General features: G+C 59.2%; 17 protein-coding genes and 1 tRNA gene. 5 read left to right on the plus strand and 13 right to left on the minus strand.

Annotation, left to right across the window (positions count from 1 at the left end; genetic code table 11):
• Positions 1 to 374: 374 nt before the first annotated feature.
• The 6 genes from HMPREF2547_RS05815 to rho form a co-directional block, all read right to left on the minus strand.
• The gene (locus HMPREF2547_RS05815; RefSeq protein WP_005509564.1) at positions 375 to 824 is read right to left on the minus strand and encodes a Cg1360 family ATP-synthase-associated protein; all 450 of its coding nucleotides are present in this window, start codon (positions 822 to 824) and stop codon (positions 375 to 377) included.
• On the minus strand, positions 821 to 2,053 hold the full coding sequence (locus tag HMPREF2547_RS05820; protein WP_224433217.1) for a glycosyltransferase family 4 protein: 1,233 nt from the start codon (positions 2,051 to 2,053) through the stop codon (positions 821 to 823). The genes HMPREF2547_RS05815 and HMPREF2547_RS05820 overlap by 4 nt, the downstream gene beginning before the upstream one ends.
• Before the next feature lie 82 nt (positions 2,054 to 2,135).
• Positions 2,136 to 2,792, minus strand: coding sequence for an L-threonylcarbamoyladenylate synthase (locus HMPREF2547_RS05825; RefSeq protein WP_005509411.1), 657 nt, complete (start codon positions 2,790 to 2,792; stop codon positions 2,136 to 2,138).
• A gap of 37 nt (positions 2,793 to 2,829) precedes the next feature.
• Positions 2,830 to 3,774: a peptide chain release factor N(5)-glutamine methyltransferase gene (gene prmC, locus HMPREF2547_RS05830; protein WP_049194098.1), complete on the minus strand. Its 945-nt coding sequence runs from the start codon at positions 3,772 to 3,774 to the stop codon at positions 2,830 to 2,832.
• Positions 3,761 to 4,834 (minus strand): peptide chain release factor 1, encoded by a 1,074-nt coding sequence (gene prfA, locus HMPREF2547_RS05835; protein ID WP_016422451.1) that lies wholly within the window; start codon positions 4,832 to 4,834, stop codon positions 3,761 to 3,763. Before prfA ends, prmC begins: the two co-directional genes overlap by 14 nt.
• 66 nt (positions 4,835 to 4,900) lie before the next feature.
• A complete protein-coding gene (gene rho / locus HMPREF2547_RS05840) occupies positions 4,901 to 6,853 on the minus strand; it encodes a transcription termination factor Rho (protein ID WP_049172046.1) in 1,953 nt (650 codons plus the stop codon).
• Between the two features lie 515 nt (positions 6,854 to 7,368).
• Here rho and HMPREF2547_RS05845 point away from each other — a divergent pair.
• A complete protein-coding gene (locus HMPREF2547_RS05845; protein WP_049172045.1) occupies positions 7,369 to 9,087 on the plus strand; it encodes a long-chain fatty-acid--CoA ligase in 1,719 nt (572 codons plus the stop codon).
• A 45-nt stretch (positions 9,088 to 9,132) separates the two neighbouring features.
• On the opposite strand, the gene thrB is transcribed toward HMPREF2547_RS05845, so the two are convergent.
• The 4 genes from thrB to argS form a co-directional block, all read right to left on the minus strand.
• Positions 9,133 to 10,059, minus strand: coding sequence for a homoserine kinase (thrB, locus tag HMPREF2547_RS05850; RefSeq protein ID WP_005509404.1), 927 nt, complete (start codon positions 10,057 to 10,059; stop codon positions 9,133 to 9,135).
• Positions 10,060 to 11,394, minus strand: coding sequence for a homoserine dehydrogenase (locus tag HMPREF2547_RS05855; protein WP_070605086.1), 1,335 nt, complete (start codon positions 11,392 to 11,394; stop codon positions 10,060 to 10,062). It lies immediately after the preceding gene.
• Complete coding sequence (lysA, locus tag HMPREF2547_RS05860) at positions 11,391 to 12,809, minus strand: diaminopimelate decarboxylase (RefSeq protein WP_070605089.1); 1,419 nt, start codon at positions 12,807 to 12,809, stop codon at positions 11,391 to 11,393. Before lysA ends, HMPREF2547_RS05855 begins: the two co-directional genes overlap by 4 nt.
• A gap of 65 nt (positions 12,810 to 12,874) precedes the next feature.
• The gene (argS, locus tag HMPREF2547_RS05865) at positions 12,875 to 14,527 is read right to left on the minus strand and encodes an arginine--tRNA ligase (protein ID WP_049172039.1); all 1,653 of its coding nucleotides are present in this window, start codon (positions 14,525 to 14,527) and stop codon (positions 12,875 to 12,877) included.
• A gap of 213 nt (positions 14,528 to 14,740) precedes the next feature.
• Between argS and HMPREF2547_RS05870 the strand changes: the two genes are divergently transcribed.
• From HMPREF2547_RS05870 to HMPREF2547_RS05885, 4 genes are all read left to right on the plus strand, one after another.
• Positions 14,741 to 15,529, plus strand: a complete 789-nt coding sequence (locus HMPREF2547_RS05870) for a (Fe-S)-binding protein (RefSeq protein ID WP_070595721.1) — start codon at positions 14,741 to 14,743, stop codon at positions 15,527 to 15,529.
• Entirely contained in the window at positions 15,529 to 17,127 is a 1,599-nt protein-coding gene (locus HMPREF2547_RS05875) for a LutB/LldF family L-lactate oxidation iron-sulfur protein (protein WP_070605092.1), read from the plus strand. The genes HMPREF2547_RS05870 and HMPREF2547_RS05875 overlap by 1 nt, the downstream gene beginning before the upstream one ends.
• A gap of 2 nt (positions 17,128 to 17,129) precedes the next feature.
• Entirely contained in the window at positions 17,130 to 17,858 is a 729-nt protein-coding gene (locus HMPREF2547_RS05880; RefSeq protein WP_083296863.1) for a LutC/YkgG family protein, read from the plus strand.
• A gap of 91 nt (positions 17,859 to 17,949) precedes the next feature.
• The gene (locus HMPREF2547_RS05885) at positions 17,950 to 18,972 is read left to right on the plus strand and encodes a pirin family protein (protein WP_070605095.1); all 1,023 of its coding nucleotides are present in this window, start codon (positions 17,950 to 17,952) and stop codon (positions 18,970 to 18,972) included.
• A gap of 196 nt (positions 18,973 to 19,168) precedes the next feature.
• Here HMPREF2547_RS05885 and HMPREF2547_RS05890 read toward each other — a convergent pair.
• The 3 genes from HMPREF2547_RS05890 to HMPREF2547_RS05900 form a co-directional block, all read right to left on the minus strand.
• Positions 19,169 to 19,241, minus strand: a tRNA-Arg gene (locus HMPREF2547_RS05890).
• A gap of 102 nt (positions 19,242 to 19,343) precedes the next feature.
• Positions 19,344 to 20,135, minus strand: a complete 792-nt coding sequence (locus HMPREF2547_RS05895; RefSeq protein WP_070605098.1) for an ABC transporter ATP-binding protein — start codon at positions 20,133 to 20,135, stop codon at positions 19,344 to 19,346.
• Positions 20,135 to 21,310: a FecCD family ABC transporter permease gene (locus tag HMPREF2547_RS05900; protein WP_049194113.1), complete on the minus strand. Its 1,176-nt coding sequence runs from the start codon at positions 21,308 to 21,310 to the stop codon at positions 20,135 to 20,137. Before HMPREF2547_RS05900 ends, HMPREF2547_RS05895 begins: the two co-directional genes overlap by 1 nt.
• Between the last annotated feature and the right edge of the window lie 8 nt (positions 21,311 to 21,318).

The following is a 21,318-nucleotide window of genomic DNA, read 5'->3' on the forward strand; positions in this document are numbered from 1 at the left end:
ACGCTCAGCGTTCTCTCCCGTGATTGGGCCGCTAGAACTATTGTCAAGCGGTGCGAAGGACGTCATTTAACGTGTCGCGCCGCGGATTCCATTCGCTCATCAGCACGGCGCTCACGGGGACCGTACCTGTGGAAATGATAGTTATTTCACTACAGGCCGTCTTACCCGAAACTCAGGATAACAGTTCTGACTCATTTTCCCCACCCGGTACACCCCCGCGTTTCCGACCCCGAAACCAACAAAGAGGCCGACCCCCGCTGTGGGTTTCGGCCTCTATTTGTGGCATCTTCTGCACAAACTCGACAATATGCTTATTACCTGCGGTTTTAGCAGCGCATTACAGCCTCTCAGCAGGTCAACAAGTTATTAACGAGCTATTCGTCCTTCATTGGTTGCACATAAGTGAGGTTAGATTGCGACATTCCCCACACTTCTGCACCGAGTGTCACCATCAGAGTGAGTACAACAGTGACGAAGAAAGTCATGTTGTCATAAAACTCAAGATTTCTAATAACAACCAGAACACCGATTAGTACGACAATCTTCAACAACCAGCCACCCAGTACAACGGCAAGCGTGACGGACGGCGAAGTTCGAGCAGTAAAGAGGATGCCTAGAACGGTAAGCAATACGAAGCTTCCGCTAATGCCCGCACCAAGGAGTACGCCCCAGACACCGGGCATGCCGTTTTTGCCACCCCAGACCAGCAGCGAAAGCACGGTAATCACAGCGAGCGCGATTGCGCCCGAGCGAGCAGCAGCCAGCAGCGGTCGCCGCGAATCGTCGTATTTAGACTCGGGCTCCGGAGTTGTTTTTTCAGTCACGGTCGAAGATTGTACCTTCTGCGTCCACGTCGACGTCTTATAACCTGCCGGACCCCACTTCCACTTCTGGGACGCGCTCCCCTTGAACGGTCGTCGGCAAGCGCATTGCGACGACGGAGGGTGAAGACAACCGCGATGATAAGCAGGATCCCGAAGGTGAGAGCGACAAATTCAAAGGGGAAAATGGTAGTGGCAACGGCGGCGTACGCGACGACCGACACCCATAGGTAAAGCACTAGCACCACGCGGCGATGACTGTGCCCCATCGACAGGAGGCGGTGGTGAATATGCATTTTGTCGGGTGAGAAAGGTGACTTGCCCTGACTGACGCGGCGAACGACAGCGAGAAGTAGGTCGAGCATTGGCACGCTAATTGCTGCGATGACGACCACAACCGGCGAGATTAGAGCGATGACGTCAGCGGTGCCGTACATGGAGGGCGCGATGCGTCCCGACGCCGACACCGATGCCGCAGCGAGCAGCAAGCCGATCATCATGGCACCGGAATCGCCCATGAAAATGCGTGCGGGCTCGAAGTTGTGCGGCAAGAAACCCAGGCAAGCGCCGAGGAGGCACGCGGAAATCATCGCGGGTGGATAGGCGGAGACGGTGCCACCTTGATCATGGAGCATGACCATCGAATAGACAAGGATTGCAGCTGCGGCGATCATGCCGAGTCCAGCTGCGAGACCATCAATGCCGTCAACAAAATTGAAGGCGTTAATCAATGCCACAGTAAATAGGACAGTCAAGACTGTGGACATGATTGGATCGAGAATGAGCGTGGCGCCGCCACTGAACGGGATATAGAGCAGATACCAATTGACGCCCATAAATGACATCAAAAGTGCCGCCGCGACCTGCCCCACCAACTTCGTGAGGGCATCTAAGTCAAAGAGGTCATCCCAAATACCGACGATTAGCAAGAGCGACGCGGCCGCCACAACTGCCCTCATATCTGGAGTCATGGGCGGAAAACCACGGTTGAGAGCCGGCATCACCGAGGCAAGGGCGATAGCTGCGACCACCCCGGAGTACATCGCCACGCCTCCGAGCCTGGGCTTCGGAATATCGTGGACATCGCGCGTGCGGGGGGCATCCAACCAGCCCGAGCGGACCAGCACATAACGCACCACTCCAGTGAGCAAATAACTGACAGCAGCGGAAACTAAAACGAGCATGGCGAGCTCGCGGATGGGCACACCTGCCCCACCCGACTGGGCTGCCAATAAGCTCATGTCCGCCACTAGGTACTACTCACCCACACAATCGCTGCAGATACTAAACAGGAAAAGCCTTAGGTAGACAAGACTACTGCCCCAGCAGTCGCTCGGGCGTAGTACTCAAAACCTCGGCAACCGCCGCTGCTGACACAGCGCCTTCGCGCAGAATCCGCGGCACTGGAGTCGAGATATCGACAATCGTCGATGGGGTGCCAATCGTGGCTTCGCCGCCGTCGACGTAGACAGCCGCTTCCCCACCCAACATCTGCTTGGCACGCACGGCATTGGTGGCCGGTGCCTGGCCGGAGATGTTCGCACTGGACACGGCCATCGGACCGGTGCGGCGCAGAATCTCGATAGCAATTGGGTGCAGCGGCATGCGCAGCATGACCGTACCCGCGGTATCACCAAGGTTCCACGGCAAGCTCGGCGCCTGGTTCACAACCAGCGACAGTCCGCCCGGCCAGAAAGCCTCCACCAGCGTGCGAGCAGCTGGCGAGTATTCGCGGACGAGCCCCTCAATCGTGTTCCAGGAACCCACGAGCACCGGTACCGGCATATCCGGGCCGCGGTGCTTGGCACGCAGCAAGGAGGCAACGGCCTGGTTATCAAAGGCATCGCAGCCAAGACCATAGACGGTATCGGTAGGCATAACGACCAGCCGTCCTGCCTTCACTGCATCTACTGCTGCTGCAATTGCGCGTTCGCGGTTTTCATCTGTGCTGCAGTCCATAATCCTGCTCATCAGATTTGTGCTCCTGCTTCAAAGTTTGCTTTTAAGATCAATTTTTGCGTCCCACCGTAAAACGGTCACGGTCCGCAAAGTCACGGTGGACCTCTACATCAGCGTAATCCCAGGTGTCCTTTAGCAGTGAACTGACATCGTCTCCTGAAGAGTCATCGTGCTCGATGCCGATGACTCCACCCGGCCGCACCAGCGCATCCACTAGGTTCATCATAGGTCGAATGACATCTAGCCCATCGTCGCCACCGAAGACCGCAGAGTGCGGATCAGCTCTCACCTCGGGGGCAACCTCGGTGTCTTCGGGCACATATGGAGGGTTGGACACAACAATGTCGGTCTCGCCTACCCATTCTGCGAGCTCAGCGCCATCATCAATCAGCTGAACATCCGTGACATCGCCAGCAATCAGACGCACACGCCCATCGCCGTACGTCTCGATATTCTTCGCAGCCCACGCTCGTGCCCGCTCAGAGAGCTCCACAGCCACCACGTCCGCTTCGGGTACGGCATCGGCGATCGCCAACGCCAACGCACCGGATCCAGTACACAAGTCAACGATTTTCGGCTTGACGACGCCACTTGCGACCAGTTCACAGGCTCGATCGATTGCCCACTGCGCGAGCAGTTCCGTCTCCGGCCGGGGTACAAAAACACCGGGCCCAACCTGTAGTTCCAGGCTCATCATCGGCGCCGTACCGAGGATGTGCTGCAGTGGCTCACGAGCCACTCTGCGGGCCAGTACCTCGGCCAGATACTTGCGACCGTCCTCATCGGTGTACGGTTCGTCTCCGCGGAAGATGATGTCTGCCGGTCCCGCATTGATAGCAGCTGCAAACAGCGCCCGCGCGTCGGCATCCGGAGAAGCCAGCGCCGCGTCGTCAAGCGTGCGACGCGCATAGCGAAACAGCTCGCCGAGAGTACGGACGGAATCCGGTAACGTCGGCGAGCTATTTTCTGCGGGCGTGGGGCTACTCGGCTTCAAGACGCTCAGCGCGCTCCGCGTCGTGGAGGGCCTTGAGCAGGTCATCCATGTCGCCGCCCAGCACCGAGTCCAGGTTGTGAGCCTTGTAACCGATGCGGTGATCGGAAACGCGGTTCTCCGGGAAGTTGTAAGTGCGGATGCGCTCGGAGCGATCCATGTTGCGCACCTGAGACTTACGCTGGTCAGAGGCGGCCTCGGCGATCTCCTCTTCCTTCATCTGCTGCAGTCGAGCAGCAAGGACCTGCATAGCGCGGGCCTTGTTCTGAATCTGCGAGCGTTCCTTCTGACAGGTAACAACGAGACCAGTCGGCAGGTGCGTCAGGCGAACGGCGGAGTCAGTCGTGTTAACACCCTGACCGCCCTTACCGGAGGAGCGGTAGACGTCGACACGCAGATCCTTTTCATCAATCTGGATGTCTTCGACCTCGTCGGGCTCCGGGTAGACCAGCACACCAGCCGCGGAAGTCTGAATACGGCCCTGAGATTCGGTAACCGGCACGCGCTGCACGCGGTGAACGCCACCTTCAAACTTGAACACGCTCCACGCACCGTCACGGGACGGAGTCTTAGCTCGGATGGACATAGTCATGTCCTTCACGCCGCCGAGATCAGACTCGGACAGCCCGAGAATCTCGGTGGTAAAGCCGTGCTTTTCTGCATAGCGCTGGTACATACGAGCGAGCTCACCTGCGAAGAGCGCTGCCTCCTCACCGCCGGCACCGGACTTGAGCTCCATAACGATGTCATCGCTGTCGTGCGGATCGCGCGGAGCCAGCAGGTCGGCGAGCTTTTCCTCGAGCTCCTCTGCCTCGACAGCGAGACGCTCAGCCTCAGCTGCGAATTCGGAGTCCTCGTATGCCATCTCGCGAGCTGCCTCCAGGTCATCCTGGACCTCAGTCAACTTCTTGTGAGTCTGAATGACCGGCTGCAACTCATTGAAGCGCTTGCCGACCTTACGGGCAGCCTTCGGGTCGTTGTGCAGCTCGGGGTCTGCCAGCTGCGCCTCAAGGCCGTGGTATTCGGAGAGGATGTCGTCAACTGCGGAAACCTGATTAGCCATTGAATATTCCTTCAGATTGTGATGGGTGAAATGCTAGTAGGTGCTGTGGTTTGCGGCTAACCCCAGCTAAAGCATGTCGTCCACATCAACGTCGGCGGCCATTGGTGCAGAAGAAGCCACCTGCATCAGGAATTCCTTATTGTTCCGGGTCTTCTTCAGCTGCTTAATCAACAGGTCAATAGCAGCCTGCGACTCTAGCGCGGAGAGGATGCGGCGCAGCTTGTGCATAATGCGAGCCTCCTCCGTGCTGAGCAGCAGCTCATCCTTACGAGTACCCGACGGGTTGACATCCACTGCCGGGAACACGCGGCGCTCGGAGATTTTACGGTCGAGCTTCAGCTCGGCGTTACCGGTGCCCTTGAACTCCTCGAAGATGACGGTATCGCCTGCGGAGCCGGTCTCCACCATCGCGGTGGCGATGATGGTGAGGCTGCCGCCTTCCTCGATGTTTCGGGCAGCACCCAAGAAGCGCTTCGGTGGGTACAGAGCGTTGGAGTCCACACCACCGGAGAGGATTCGTCCCGATGCCGGCGAAGAGTTGTTGTACGCACGGCCAAGGCGGGTAATGGAGTCCAGCAGTACGACGACGTCCTGCCCCTGTTCCACCAGACGCTTTGCACGCTCAATAGCCAACTCGGCCACTGCCGTGTGATCTGACGGCGGGCGGTCGAAAGTGGAGGCAATGACCTCGCCACGGACACTGCGCTGCATGTCGGTGACTTCCTCCGGGCGCTCGTCGACAAGCACGACCATCATGTAGCACTCGGGGTTGTTCGTCGCGATAGCGTTCGCGATGTTCTGCAGGATCGTGGTCTTACCGGCCTTCGGCGGCGAAACGATGAGCGCACGCTGACCCTTACCAATCGGCATAATCAGGTCGATGACGCGAGTGGTGAGGATCTTCTGCTCGGTCTCCAGACGCAGGCGACGGTTCGGGTACAGCGGGGTGAGCTTAGCGAAGTTCGGCCGCTGCTTTGCCTGCTCCGGATCGATGCCGTTTACAGTTTCGACCTTGACCAGCGGGTTGTACTTGCGGCGATTACGGCCGTTGCCATGAGTGACCTGGCCCGAGCCATTCTCACGCGGCATGCGGACCTGACCAGTGACGGCGTCGCCCTTGCGCAGACCGTATTTACGAACCATTTGCGCGGACACCAGCACATCGTTAGAGCCCGGCAGGTATCCGGACGTGCGCACGAATGCGGTCTTGTTATCTAGCACATCGACGATGCCAGCCACCGGCTGGAGAACGTCATCCTCGCGGATCTCGTCCTGACCGCCGTGTCCCCCACCGTTGTTATCGCGTCCGCGACGGTCGCGGCGATTGCGACGGTTGCGGCGGTTACGGTTGCCACGACCGTCATCGTCATGGTTATTGCGGTCGTTATTGCGATTGTTGTTGCGACCGCGGCGGTTGTTGCGGTTGCCGCGGCCTTCATCGTCGTTGTCTCGATCGTGGTTGTTGCGATCGTTGCGGTTATTACGGTCGTTGCGATCACCGCGGTCATTACGATCATTACGATCGTTGCGATTGTCGTTGCGATCACCGCGGTCGTTGCCGTTATCGGAATCGTCGCGGCTATCGTTGCTGCGATCGTCCTGATTCTCCTGCTCGCGCTGACGAGCACGGTTACGACGATTTCGACGCTGCTGAGAACGGGACATCTCCTCGCGACCATCCGCGTTGGCGTCGTCTCGCTTGTCGTTGCCCTTGTCGCTCTTGTCGGCGCTCTTACTGGAACCCTTATCCGCGCTTTCCGACGGCGATTCCTTGGCATCCTTCGCCTTGGAGCCGGTATCCGCAGCCCCAGCCGCAGCCTTCTTCGCGCGAGATTTCCGAGCTGGAGCGGAACCAGCAGCCGGGGCACCATTCTTAATGGCCTCAATCAGCTCATGCTTGCGCATGGCGGAGATGCCGCGAATGCCCTTGCTGGAAGCGATTTCACGCAGTTCTGCCATTCGGAGGGCCGCAAGATTCTCTGGGCCGCCTGCCGTGGCAGTGGTGTCCGTATCGGTCACGGATGTCCTTTCATCGACCTTCCCTGCAGTCACTCTCTACAGGGGGCTATGTCATTGACACTTTTTCGCTCTTACTGCCCGCCACCGCGTGTGCTCCGTCGTCGAACCTTTACCACGTGCGGAAAAGTAGCCGCAGCTGACGGGAAACTATCGAAAAAGCCAGGCAAAAGACCTCGACGTTGAAACTAAACCGAGGCATCTTGCCTACATTATTTCCGCATCTCAAACCCGAGCGTCCGGGCTGAAGATGGTTAGGAAATTTTAGGTCCACAGCACCGCAAGACTATGTAGTCGCACTACTGATTTATGTGTTTTCAATGTCACGTTGCGCCATCGCGTTGTGTGAACAACTGCGAAGGTCAACGGCATGCGGAGTACATGAAGAAGTACGTATCTAGCCGCGTATTGAAAACGACCTATTGCCCAAGGATAGTCACCAAATAGTCAGGTAGCAACACTAGTTCTCACCTGCGTTTCGCTAGGTCGCGGGGCTGTGAGTCGGTACTGTAGAGCTCATGCGCAGTACGATGCCTCATATTCCTCTCAATATCGCTCAGATTGTGGAATACGGTCGCACCATTCACGGTCGGACTCCGGTGACCTCCTGGAACAGTGACGGCCCCGAGACCACCACTTTTGCCGCCATCGCCGCACGCGCTAGTGCGCTGGCACATGCACTTCGCGATGAGCTCGGCATCGACGGGGATCAGCGCATCGCTACCCTGATGTACAACTGCGCCGAACACTTCGAGGTCTTCCTCGGCGTCGCCTCCATGGGCGCGGTATTCCAGCCGCTGAACAAGCAGCTCATGCCGGATCAGATTGTGCACATTATCAATCACGCCGATGACCAGGTCATCATCGCGGACCCGACCGAGATCGAACTGCTCGCCGAGGTTCTTCCGCACTGCCCGCGCGTCCGCGCTGTCATCATTATCGGTATCGGTGATCTGTCTGACGTGGCTGAGCAACTGCCGGATGGTATCCCGTGGTACTCCTACGAATCGCTCATCGACGGACGCCCCAGCCGCTTCGACTGGCCTGAGCTCGATGAAAACTCCGGTGCAGCCATGTGCTATTCGACGGGCACCGAGGGCGCACCTAAAGGTGTCGTCTACAGCCACCGTTCGCTGTACTTGCACAGCCTGAATATGCGCACCACTGACTCCTTTGCCATCTCGCATGGAAACCCGTGGCTTTGCTGTGTGCCCATTTATCACGTCCTGTCCTGGGGCGTGCCGCTGGCCTCCTTCATGTGCGGGGCGTCGCTAATCTTCCCCGGCGCGGACCTGTCCGCACCGCGTCTGGCAGAAATCATCGAAACCTCAATGCCGCGCGTAGCTCAGGGCGTGCCGACGCTGTGGATTAACCTCATGGCACACTACCTCAGCAATCCTCCGAAGCGCATGAGTCTGCAGGAGATTTTCTCGGGCGGTTCTCCTGTCCCACCTGCATTGATTCGGCTATGGGAAGAGCGCTACGGTGTCGATGTCATCCACTTCTGGGGCATGACCGAGACTTCGCCTATCGGTACCGTGGCACGACCTCCGTACGGCGCCTCCGGTGAGGCCCGCGAACGCTACCGTGTCAGCCAAGGACGTTTCCCGGACATCATGCAGTTCCGCATTGTTGATGACAACGACCGCGTGCTCGACCTGCATGACCGCAACCAGGGTGAGCTGCAGGTGCGCGGCAACACGGTCACCGGAGGCTACTACAGCTCTCCGGAGGCTCAAGATGGAGGCACCGCGCACTTCTTCCGCGGTGCGGAGGTCGACGAGGCTAGCGAACAGTTCACCGAGGACGGGTGGCTCCGCACTGGCGATGTCGGCTCGATTACTCACGACGGCTACCTGACTATTCATGACCGTGCTCGCGATGTCATTCGTTCCGGTGGTGAGTGGATCTACTCCGCTCAGCTGGAAAACTTCGTAATGGAAAGCCCACAGGTACTCGAGTGCGCGATTATCGGCATGCCAGATAAAAAGTGGGGTGAGCGCCCACTGGCCATTACGGTGCTGATGCCGGAAGTTGAACAGAGCAAGGAGACCGCTGAAATGCTCCGCGATGAACTGCGACCAAAGCTGCCAAAGTGGATGCTGCCGGAGTACTGGGCCTTCGTGGACTCAATCGATAAGACCTCAGTGGGCAAGTTCGACAAGAAAGACCTGCGCTCGCACTTGAGCGCAGGTCAGTACAGCATCGTGAAACTGAAGGGGCCGGGCGAAAAGTAGGTGGCAGGCTAAGCCACTGGCTCGGCACCTGGCCGCAGCGGCGGCTTAGCCGTCGACCACGACCTTAACCGGCTCACCGATTCCCAGCTCCATGACCTTGATGCCAGCCTCGCGGGCATCGTCCAAGATCTTCTCATCTACTGCAGTAGTTCCCAGAACCATACAGGTCGGGCCAGCACCCGAGAGGAATGCCGCGTAGCCGCGGTTGCGCAGGCGGTTGACCCACTCTGCGGTCACCGGCAGCACGTCGGAGCGGTACGGCTGGTGCAGGCGATCTCGCGTTCCCTCCCACAGCAGTTCCGGGTGGGACTGCAGCGCTGCGGTCATAACCGCAGTACGGGAGACATTGAAACGAGCGTCGACATGCGAAACATCGCTCGGCAGCACCTGACGGACTGCATTCGTGGAGGCGTGGAATGCCGGTACAAGTGCGGTCGCCTGAATGGACTCATGCACCGGAATGCTCACTGCTCGGTATTGAGGAGCGGTACGACCATCGACAGGCTTGTCAGTCCAGCTGACCACTGCCCCGCCGAGAACGGATGCGCCAGCGTTATCCGGGTGGCCCTCGAAGACCGAAGATTCTTGGATTACCTGGTCGTCGGTAAGCGGGAAGCCCGCCAGACCGTTAGCGGCAGCGACACCGGCGACGGCGGCGGCTGCGGAAGAGCCCAGACCGCGCGACTGCGGAATGGTGTTGTGGCAAATAACCTTCAGCCCCGGTGCCTCGACACCTGCGGCGCGAAGGCCCGCGCGAATCGCGCGCACAACCAGATTAGATTCGTTGCGCGGCAGGTCAACTTCGCCCTCGCCGTGAATCTCAACGACGACACCGGACTCGATGACCTCGACCTCGACGATGTCGTAGAGCGCAACTGCCAACCCCAGGGTGTCGAAGCCCGGGCCCAAGTTCGCTGACGAACCTGCAACCGTGACGGTGACCTTCTGACCCGGGAAAAGCTCCTGTGCCATTTAGATATCCATTCCTTCGATACGAATGACGTTGTTGACGGCCAAAACCGCGTCGTTGGCGCGCAATTCGTCAACCGTTGCTTCCAAATCCTTCTCCAGTGCCTTGTGGGTCACGATGACCAGGCGAGCGCCGTTGGCGCCCTCTTCCTGACGGACGGTGCGCAGGGAGATGTTGTGATCAGAGAAGGTACGAGCGACATCGGCAAGCACTCCGACACGATCGTCGACGTGCAGGTCGATGTGGTAGCGGGTGCGAACGTCACCGAAGTCGAGAATCGGCAGGTTAGCGTAGGTAGAATCTCCCGGTGCGCGACCACCGTGGACAATGTTGCGAGCAGCTGCAACAAGGTCACCGAGCACTGCGGAGGCGGTCGGATTACCACCAGCGCCGTTGCCGTAGAACATCAGGCGACCAGCGGCCTCGGCCTCAATGAAGACAGCGTTGAAAGACTCACGCACAGTTGCCAGCGGGTGACGACGTGGAATCAGCGCTGGGTACACGCGGGCGGAAATGGACTCCTTGCCATTTTCGTCCGTAACCCGCTCACAGGTAGCCAGCAGCTTAATGGTGCAGTCTGCGCTCTTGGCGGCTGCGATGTCGTCAGCGGTGATCTCGGTAATACCCTCGCAGTGAACATCATCAGCAGTCACGCGGGTGTGGAATGCCAGGCTGGCCAGAATAGCTGCCTTGGAAGCGGCATCGTGGCCCTCGACGTCTGCAGTCGGGTCGGCCTCGGCGTAACCCAGGCGGGTGGCCTCTGCCAGCATCTCGTCGTAGTCCGCACCAGTGGAGTCCATCGCATCAAGGATGAAGTTGGTAGTGCCGTTGACAATACCCATGACCGTATTGACAGTGTCACCGGCCAGCGAACGGCGCAGCGGGCCGACGACCGGAATAGCTGCAGCCACAGCAGCCTCAAAGAAAAGGTCGACGCCTGAGGAATCGGCAGCCTCAGAGAGCTCTTCGCCGTGAGCTGCGACAAGTGCCTTATTGGCGGTCACGACCGACTTGCCCGCACGCAGTGCCTCCAGCACAACGCGACGTGGGTAATCAATGCCACCGATGACCTCGACTACCAGGTCAACGTCATCGCGCTGGACCAGCGAAAAAGCATCGTCGGTAAGAAGATCCTGATCCACATTCGGACGCGGCTTGGTCTTGTCGCTCACAGCAATACCAACGACCTCGACCGGGCCGCCGATGCGGCGCTCGAAGTCCTCAGCCTTCTCGTTGAGCAGGCGGTAAACCTCAGTACCGACTGTGCCAAGACCTAAAATAGCGACACCAACCTTGTGGCCCTCGCCCTTTCCAGGATTATTCGTTGCGGCAGTCATCGTGGCGTTTCACACTCCAGGCTTAGTAAGTCTTGTACGGTTTCTCGTCTTAATATTTGGGTCACTTGACCATCGCATACCGACACTACTGGTGGTCGCGTCAGCATGTTGTAGCGGCTGGCCATTGCGTAACAGTATGCCCCAGTAGCAGCCAGCGCGAACAGATCACCCTCAACAATGTCGTCCGGGTAGTTCGCGTCATTAACCAGAATGTCTCCCGATTCACAGTGCTTTCCGACGACACGGGTGGGAATCCTGGAACCTGATACTTCGCGATTAACGACGCGACCATCATAGTTCGAGCCGTAAAGGGCCGGACGAATATTGTCGCTCATTCCACCATCGACCGACACATAACGACGGGTCATGCCTTCATCGATGGTCACATCCTTCAAAGTGCCCACTTCGTACACCGTGACCATGGACGGGCCAACGATGGCACGGCCTGGTTCAACAGCCACTGTCGGAGTTTCAATACCGATACGCTGCGCAAGCTTGTCCACAGCAGTGAGGATCTCGTCGGCAAGCGGAGCAACGTCGAGGGGCTGCTCGCCTGCGGTGTAGGCGATTCCGAAACCGCCACCGAGGTCGAGGGTGTTGAAGTGTTCCGAGATTTCAGTGCCGTGGCGTTCGACCAGCTTTTCCACCAGTGAGAACACGCGCTCGGCGGCGAGAATGAAACCGTCGGAATCGACAATCTGGGAGCCGATGTGGCAGTGCAGACCAACCAGGCGCAGATTGTCGTCCTCTTCTACGAGGTTGGCAGCTTCCAGCGCCGAACCGGACGCGAGGGAAAAGCCGAACTTCTGATCTTCATGCGCAGTAGCAATGAACTCGTGGGTGTGCGCTTCCACACCGGGCTTCACGCGAACGAGCACGTCCTGCACCACGCCTGCTTCAGCCGCCACCTGGGACAGGCGACGCAGCTCCGAACGGGAGTCAAGCACAATCTTGCCCACGCCAGCGGAGATAGCATCACGCAGCTCAGCGGTGGACTTGTTGTTGCCGTGGAAGGTCATGTCCTTGGCTGGGAAACCCGCCGCCAGAGCGATAGCCATCTCGTTGCCCGAGGCGACATCGAGATGCAGCCCCTCCTCCATTACCCAGCGGGCAATGGTCTTCGACAGGAAAGCCTTGGATGCGTAGTGGACATTCTCCGCGCCGCGGAAGGCCTTGGCCATCGAGCGGCAGCGAGAGCGGAAGTCCTGCTCATCGACGACAAAAACCGGAGTGCCAAATTCCTTGGCAATGTCGACCAGGCTCACGCCGCCAATTTCCACCGAGCCGGGGTTATCTTCGTCATCGCCCCGACGACGGGCGGTAGTTGGCCAGACATGCGCTGGTAGTTCATTAAATTGGGTGGAATCGGGTCGAGTGTAGCCACCCAGTTCGAAACCATTGCCGTCGATAGGCACGAAACAGCTCTCTTTCTCCGTTACCCGGGCGGAGCAACGGGGTGTAGTTTTACGGGCGCGTTCGACTACATGCGCTCAGGTGCGGTAACACCGAGCAGCTGCAGAGCATTGGCCAGCGTCTGGCGGGTAGCCTCAGCCAGGCCGAGACGAGCACGGTGTAGCTCGGATACCTCTTCGTCTGCCTTTGGCAGAATCTGGCAGGTGTCGTAGAAGCGGTGGAAGACACCGGCGAGCTGCTCAGAGTAACGGGCAATGCGGTGTGGTTCCCGCAGGTCAGCAGCAGACTTGATGATGGCCGGGAACTCACCGATAGTGCGGATGAGCTCACCTTCACGGTCCTCTACCAGCAGGGAGAAGTCAGCGCCTTCGCTGGTCACACCGGCCTCTTCGGCACGGCGGCCGATTGAGCACAGACGAGCGTGGCCGTACTGGACGTAGTAGACCGGGTTGTCGCTGGACTGCGAAGCCCACAGCCCCAGGTCGATATCCAGGCTGGAGTCGACAGAGGAACGGATTAGGGAGTAGCGAGCAGCATCGACGCCGATTGCCTCAACCAGGTCGTCCAAGGTGACCACTGTGCCCGCACGCTTCGACATCCGGACAGCCTTGCCGTCGCGAAGCAAGTTGACCATCTGACCGATGAGCACCTCGACGCCATCGGCGTTGTAGCCGAGCGCTGCAGCGGCCGCGCGCAGACGCGCGATGTAGCCGTGGTGATCGGCACCCAGCATATAGATGCACAGGTTGTGGCCGCGGTCGAACTTGTTCTTAACGTATGCGATGTCACCTGCGATGTAGGCTGCGTCGCCGTCGGACTTGATGACCACGCGGTCCTTGTCGTCACCGTAATCGGTGGACTTCAGCCACCATGCGCCGTCAGCTTCGTAGAGCTTGCCGTTTTCCTTCAGGGAATTGACAGCTGCTTCCACCTGACCGGACTCGAACAGCGAGTTTTCGTGGAAGTAAACGTCGAAATCGGTGCCGAACTCGTGCAGAGACTTCTTGATGTGCTCGAACATCATGTCCACGCCGATGGCGCGGAAGTGCTCCTGGACCTCTTCCTCAGAGCCCTCGAGTGCCTGCGGGTTCTTCTCCAGCACAGCAGCGGCGATGTCCTGGATGTACTCTCCGCCGTAGCCATCTTCCGGAGTCGGCTCGTTGCGAGCGGCTGCAACCAAGGAGTCGGAGAAGCGGTCAATCTGGCGACCGTGGTCATTGAAGTAGTACTCGCGGGTGACCTTGGCACCGGTGGCAGACAGGACACGACCGAGAGCGTCACCGACTGCTGCCCAGCGAGTACCACCCAGGTGAATCGGCCCGGTCGGATTTGCGGAGACAAACTCCAGGTTCACGTCGAGGTTGGAGTTGAAGTCGGCATGGCCCCACTTCTCCCCCGCTGCCAGGACGTCCTCGACGATCTTGCCCTGGGCATCGGAGGCCAGGCGGATGTTAATAAAGCCCGGGCCTGCGATGGTTGCTTCATCGATGCCCTCAGAAGCGCCGAGCGCTGTGGCAATTTCAGTTGCCAAGTCACGCGGCACCATGCCGACGCGCTTGCCCAGCTGCATGGCGATATTGGTTGCGTAGTCGCCGTGCTCAGGGTTACGCGGACGCTCGACGGTCGGGTTTTCCGGCACGATAGAGACATCGGCATCGTGGGCAGTCAAAACCTCGACGGTGACTTTTCGGACTAGTACAGCAAGATCAGCAGGATTCACGATTGCCTATCCTATTAGGTCAATCGCAGTCGTGGAAACATCAGCCACCAAAAGATTGATTTGAGGGGTATCTGCAGGCCACCGCCTCCGGCTGTCCTGCGCCCCTTTCACGATCCAGCCGAATTCAGGTTGAGAACAGATTTAATCCGGGGCTAGGCGTAGCATTCAGGTAGGAAATTATTGCCTTACCCCTCAACCCTTTTTGGAGCGACCGTGAAAGTAGCACTTTTCGCGACCTGCATCGGGGACATGATGTTTCCAGATGCAGTGAGTGCGACCGCCAGAGTTCTCACGCGCCTAGGATGCGATGTGGTCTTTCCACCACAACAAACCTGCTGCGGCCAAATGCACGTCAACACCGGGTACCAGAAGGAAGTCCTTCCTCAGCTGGACACCTACGCTGATGCTTTTGCAGATTCCTCGATTGATTACGTTGTCGCCCCGTCCGGTTCCTGCGCCGGCGCCGTTCGCCACCAGCATCCGATGATTGCGGGCCGCTACGGTACCCGTGCCCAAGTCCACGCGGCACAGGCCTGCGCGAACAAGACGCTGGATCTCTCCGAGTTCATCACCGATGTCGCTGGTGTGACTGACGTCGGTGCTTACTTCCCCCACTCAGTGACCTACCACTCCACCTGCCACAGCTTGCGGGTACTCAAGGTGGGCGACCGTCCGTGGCGGCTGCTCAGTGCAGTCGATGGAATCGATCTGCGCGAGCTGCCCGGCGCGGCGGAGTGCTGCGGTTTCGGCGGCACCTTCGCGGTGAAAAATGCGGAGACTTCCGCTGCAATGGTTGCCGACAAGACAGCCAATATCCGCGCTACGGAAGCGGAGTTCGTCACCGCTGGCGATGCTTCCTGCTTGCTCAATATCGGTGGCGCGCTGCGTCGCCAGGACTCTGGCGTGCACGCCATCCATATGGCCGAGATTCTGGCCTCCACCAAGGAGACCCCGTTTGATGTGCACAACCGCCAAGAAGCTTCCCTGCGAGGTGAACAGTAATGGTCGCAGTTAACGTCGGCATGCCAGCCCTTCCTCCCCGCGCGCCGCACAACGTCGGGCATCTGCGCGGTACGCGCGGGTTCACGGCCGCAGCGCACGAGGAGCTCAAGAACACTCGCATGCGCGAAAATGTCGGTCATGCCACGCGTTCGATTCGTCAGAAGCGCGCGCATGTCGTAGCCGAGAAGAATGACTGGGAGCAGCTGCGGCTCGCGGGCAGCCACATCAAGCGCGATGTTATGGCGCGTCTGCCGGAACTGCTGGAGCAGTTTGAAGAGTCAGTTACGAACGCCGGCGGTCACGTCCACTGGGCGCGCGATGCCGCCGAGGCAAACCGCATCATCACGGACTTGGTGAAAGAGACCGGCGAAGAAAAGGTCGTCAAGATTAAGTCGATGGCCACACAGGAAATCGGCTTGAACGAAGCGCTTGCCGACGCCGGCATCACCGCCCGCGAAACCGACCTGGCGGAACTCATCGTTCAGCTTGCCGACGACATGCCGAGCCACATCCTGGTTCCTGCTATCCACCGCAATCGCGAAGATATCCGCGAGATCTTCCTCAATGGAATCCCCGGAGTCGACCCGGACCTGAAAGCCAATCCGGCCGATCTCGCCGAGGCATCCCGCAAGTTCCTGCGCGAGCAGTTTATGGAGGCCAAGGTTGCGATTTCCGGCGCCAACTTCGGTGTGGCCGAAACCGGTACTGTGGCCGTCGTCGAGTCAGAGGGCAACGGCCGTATGTGTCTCACGCTGCCGGAAACACTGATTTCGGTGATGGGTATTGAGAAGCTGCTTCCCACCTTCCAGGATCTGGAAGTCTTCTTGCAGCTACTGCCACGGTCGTCGACAGGCGAGCGTATGAATCCCTACACCTCTCTGTGGACGGGAACGACCGACGGCGACGGCCCGAAGAATTTCCACATTGTGTTGCTGGACAATGGGCGCTCGGCCACTCTTGCAGATCCGATTGGGCGTGAAGCGCTGAAGTGCATTCGCTGCTCGGCATGCCTGAATATCTGCCCTGTTTATGAGCACGTGGGCGGGCACGCTTACGGTTCGGTCTACCCGGGCCCGATTGGTGCGATTTTGTCCCCGCAGCTCACTGGCATGGATTCCTACGATGATCCGAATGCTTCGCTGCCCTATGCGTCTTCGCTGTGCGGGGCTTGCTTTGAGGTCTGCCCGGTGCGAATTGACATCCCTGCGGCACTGCTGGAGCTGCGCCACCGTAAGGTCACGGAACACCGCCCGCCGGTGGAGGGCAAGCTGTTTGCCACGCTCGGGTTCATCATGGGCAATCAGAAGCTCTGGAATATGAGCGCAAAGATGGCCTCCCTCGCCCGCGTACTCGGTTTGAAGGACGGCGAGATTCACGCCCTGCCGCTCTTCCTCAGCGGGTGGTCGGATGCGCGTGATACCCCGGTTCCGCCGAAGAAGCCGTTCCGCTCACTGTGGGGTTCGAAGGATTTCTCGGCGCAGCTGACCCGCGAATCGGCCAATCAGGTTCCGACGAAGATTAATGGGCTATCGGGTTCTGATCAATCTGACTCGTCCGACACATCCGGCAAGCCTGACGCGACCAACAAGGAGGCCTAGCGATGTCCCACTCCTCAGCATCCGCAAACATTGCCAAGAGCGAAATCCTCGAGCGTATCCGCAATGCTCAGAAAATCGCCTTCGAAGGCCGTGACTTGGCCTCTGACGTGGGCATCATCCCTGGCGAGCCCGGCGCGCATTTCGACATCCCCCGCGACTACGAGCGCTCCTCCGACCTGACGGCCAAAGAGATCATTTCGCTTGCCGACGAACGCATCGCCGATTACAAAGCCGACGTGCGCCGCTGTGGCAGCTCGGCAACCGACATCAATGAGGCTGTGAAGAAGGCAATTGCTGATGTCGGGGCCTCGTTGATTGGTATTCCCGAAGGTCTAGACCGCGAGTGGGTTGCGGGGTTGGAGTCTGGTGGAGGTAAGGCCACCACCGAGATTCGCGTCGATACCGGTTTCACCGCCGAAGAGCTGGACGAGCTCGATGCGATTGTCACCAGCTCTGCTGTCACCTGCGCCGAGACCGGCACCATTTTCCTGGACGGTTCGGCCACTTCTGGCCGCCGCGCGCTGACCTTGGTGCCGGATATTCACATCTGCGTTGTGCCCGCTTCCACGGTCGTCTACGGCATTCCGGAGGCATTTTCCCGTCTACGCGAGAGTGATCCCACCGCTCCGATCACTATGATTTCGGGGCCTTCTGCAACCTCGGACATCGAGCTCACCCGAGTCGAAGGTGTCCATGGTCCTCGCACGCTGATTGTGATTATTGCTGAGTAGAGACAGTCGGGTCGGTTCTTGGCTAGCATTTTGATTGACACGCCAACATTTTGTTGTGGATGATGAATTTAGCTAGCTAAAGGAGCCTTCCATGAGCGCAATCATTCAAAAGTTCTCAGTAGCCGACAACCCACAGCTCCCCGGCATGGATCCCTTCCTGTTCGCGGTCCACCATTACGACCTATACCCGCAGGCCAAGGGCACAACCATGACACCAGATGCCTCGCTGCTCGGCCGTAATATCGGCATGGACTTTTCCGGCAAGGACGGCTGGTCCATGTACCACGGCACAACCGTCCCCGGCTTCCCCTCCCACCCACACCGCGGCTTTGAAACTATCTCGATTGTCGAGGAAGGTTACGTCGACCACACCGACTCCGAAGGTGCACAGGCTCGTTACGGCGACGGCGACACTCAGTGGCTGACCACCGGCGCAGGCACTGCGCATGCTGAAATGTTCCCGCTTCTGCATAACGACGGCCCCAATCCTCACCACATGTTTCAGATTTGGCTGAACCTGCCGCCCGAAGGCAAGGAGGCAAAGCCGCACTTCCAGATGTTCTGGGCAGAAGACACTCCGCATGTCACCGGCACTGATGACAATGGCCACGGCTACGACATAAAGGTCATCGCGGGCGCATTCGGCGATACTCAGCCGCTTGCTCCACCACCGGAATCCTGGGCCGCTGCACCAGATTCCGATGTAGCCGTGTGGGTGCTGCGTTTGCAGCCGAACGCACAGCTAACGTTGCCACCAACCAAACATGCCGAGACAATTCGGACTCTCTACTCTCTACGCGGCAGCCTCACTATCGAGGGCGAAACGCTGGTGCAAGAGGGCGCAGTGCTGCGCTCAACCGAGGCACTGGACATTTCTGCAGGTGACGAGGGGGCCTTCGCGCTCATGCTCCAAGGCCGACCAATTGGCGCTCCCGTGTATCAGCATGGCCCGTTTGTCGCGAATAGCCGCGAAGAGCTCGTTGAGGCATTCGATGCCTACCAGCGTGGCGAGTTCGGCGCATGGCGGTTTGATTCCAACGATCCGGTTGCACCCTTTGAAGAGGGGCGCTTTGCCCGCTATCCGGACGGTACGGTTCGTCGCCCGGTCAATTAACCGGGATCCCCCGACGGGCTGCACATGTGAAACTGTGTGAGTTTATGACACTTTCAGGCCATTTTTTTGGGTCATTTTTGTCATAAACGCAGTCAGTAACTCGGATTGGGCCGCTTCCGCCAGGTACACCCGAAACAAAAATCCCTCAAGCAACCAGGCGAATCTAATCGAACCTAACCGCTTAAGGGATAAGACGTGCCCCCGAGAGGAGTCGAACCTCCGACCTTCGGTACCGGAAACCGGCGCTCTATCCACTGAGCTACGGGGGCGTGTGGCACAAGTACAACAAGTACAACAAGTGCAACGAGAAGATATGTTACCACTTGGCTGGGGCGATTAGCGAAATGCCCCGCACCCCAGCCAAATCCGCACTATGCGGCCTCAGAAACCTGGTCTTCCTCAATAGGACACACCACAGGAACGCCTCCATCATTAAGCACGCGGGCTCGAATTCCATAGACGCGGGCCAAAAGATCCGGTGTGAGAACGTCAGCAGGACTCCCCTGGGCAACCACGTGGCCGTCGTGAAGCATGACAAGCTCATCGCAGTAGCGGGCTGCGAGATTGAGATCGTGGATTGCCACGAGCGCCAAGGAGCTCCGTGAGGCGACTTCCGCGCGGACGAGCTGTAGGAGTTCCACCTGGTGGCGCAGGTCGAGGGCGGAGGTGGGTTCGTCGAGAAGCATGACCTCGGGATCGCGGACAAACATCTGCGCGACGGCGACGAGCTGACGCTGACCGCCGGAGAGCTCGCCGACGAAGCGGTCGGCAAGGTGCTCAATACCAACCTTCCGGAGAACCGCCGCAGTGTGCTCAATCTCGGAGCCGCGCACGCGCAGACGCCCGGCGCGCCGGCCAGAGACCAGTACCGATTCGAATGCGGTCAGCGAGGCACTTGCTGGCAAATCCTGGGGCACGTAGCCGACGACATCGCGCAGTTCGGAGCCGACGACCCGCTCATTGTCACGGGTCAGTGCAATCTCCCCGGCCATTGGCTTTCGAATCCCCGCCAGGGTGGTCATCAGTGTGGACTTACCCGCAGCGTTTGGCCCGAGCAAACCCGTCACCGTACCCGGCTTCAGCCTGCGCATTGACGCCCCGCGCAGCACCTTCCGCTTGCCATAGCCTGCAGCTACGTCATTGACATCGAGAAACACGCCCATTAGTTCCACACCGTCCTCTTACGCAGGAAAACCAAACCGACAAAGAATGGGACACCGACGATTGCGGTAATGATGCCAATCGGCACTGCCACACCCGGCACCACCGTGATGGATACCGCATGAGCTGCCGCAAGCAGCGCCGCGCCTGCCGCCATCGATGCCGGGGCAAAGAAGCGCTGTTCTTCACCGACCAGCATGCGCGCAATGTGTGGACCGACCAGTCCGATGAAGCCGATGATGCCGGCAAAGGCCACTGCGGTTGCCGCCAGCAGCGAGGCTACAATCAGCGTCGCAATGCGCAGCCTATCCACATTGATGCCCACGGCTTTTGCGCGGGCATCGCCAAGCCGCAACACCGTCAGCGCCCACGCATAGCGAATGGTGAACGGAATGGCGATCAGCAGCGCCGCCGCAATAATGCCGTTGGCCACCCAGTTCGCGCGCTGTAGCGAGCCCATCGTCCAGAACACAATCTGCTGGAGCGCCTCGGTAGTCGCGCGGTATTGCAACAGCGCCAACAGCGCTTGGAATAGAAACACCAGACCAATACCCAGCAGAATCATCGATTCCTTACCCGAGCCGCGCCATACCGACGCCGCCGCCACAATCGCCACCGCGATGACGGATGATACCCAGGCCACGGCCGCCAGGTTGAACTGCGCATGCGGAATAATCACCCAGCCCAGCACAATCGATGCCGCCCCACCGAACGCCGCTGCAGCCGAAATACCGAGGGTAAACGGCTCCGCCAGTGGGTTGTCGAGGATTGTCTGCATCTGTGCACCGGCAAGCGACAGCGCTGCACCAATCAGCACTGCCATCACTGATGCAGGAAGGCGCAGCTTCCACAGCACCGTACGAGTGGTTTCATCAACGTCATTCGGGCTCACGATACCCCGCACGACATCCCCCACACTCAGTGACATCGGCCCCACGATCGTCGCTACTACAAACGCGCACACGGCCAGCCCCACCAGCACCGCAATAACGGCAATCTTCCGGGCGGAGCGTCGTCGGTACTGTCGCGCAGAGTCGTAGGTCGTGCTTGACGACGGACACTCGTGCTGTTCGGTGGCGGGCTGCGACTCTTGACCGCCACTGTCGTTGGTGGAGGTGGGCTCGCGGGGTTCGTCGTCAAGCCCTGACGCGGGAGCGTGCAGATTGGTGTAAGTCATCGGATTCC

Source organism: Corynebacterium sp. HMSC055G02 (assembly GCF_001809065.1).
Taxonomy (GTDB): Bacteria; Actinomycetota; Actinomycetes; order Mycobacteriales; family Mycobacteriaceae; genus Corynebacterium; species Corynebacterium jeikeium_D.

Coding starts and splice junctions, on each gene's coding strand:
- HMPREF2547_RS05880 (WP_083296863.1), top strand. CDS start 17,130: ATGTCCCACTCCTCAGCATCCGCAAACATTGCCAAGAGCGAAATCCTC.
- HMPREF2547_RS05885 (WP_070605095.1), top strand. CDS start 17,950: ATGAGCGCAATCATTCAAAAGTTCTCAGTAGCCGACAACCCACAGCTC.
- HMPREF2547_RS05825 (WP_005509411.1), bottom strand. CDS start 2,792: ATGAGCAGGATTATGGACTGCAGCACAGATGAAAACCGCGAACGCGCA.
- HMPREF2547_RS05845 (WP_049172045.1), top strand. CDS start 7,369: ATGCGCAGTACGATGCCTCATATTCCTCTCAATATCGCTCAGATTGTG.
- prfA (WP_016422451.1), bottom strand. CDS start 4,834: ATGGCTAATCAGGTTTCCGCAGTTGACGACATCCTCTCCGAATACCAC.
- HMPREF2547_RS05900 (WP_049194113.1), bottom strand. CDS start 21,310: ATGACTTACACCAATCTGCACGCTCCCGCGTCAGGGCTTGACGACGAA.
- HMPREF2547_RS05855 (WP_070605086.1), bottom strand. CDS start 11,394: ATGACTGCCGCAACGAATAATCCTGGAAAGGGCGAGGGCCACAAGGTT.
- HMPREF2547_RS05875 (WP_070605092.1), top strand. CDS start 15,529: ATGGTCGCAGTTAACGTCGGCATGCCAGCCCTTCCTCCCCGCGCGCCG.
- HMPREF2547_RS05895 (WP_070605098.1), bottom strand. CDS start 20,135: ATGGGCGTGTTTCTCGATGTCAATGACGTAGCTGCAGGCTATGGCAAG.
- thrB (WP_005509404.1), bottom strand. CDS start 10,059: ATGGCACAGGAGCTTTTCCCGGGTCAGAAGGTCACCGTCACGGTTGCA.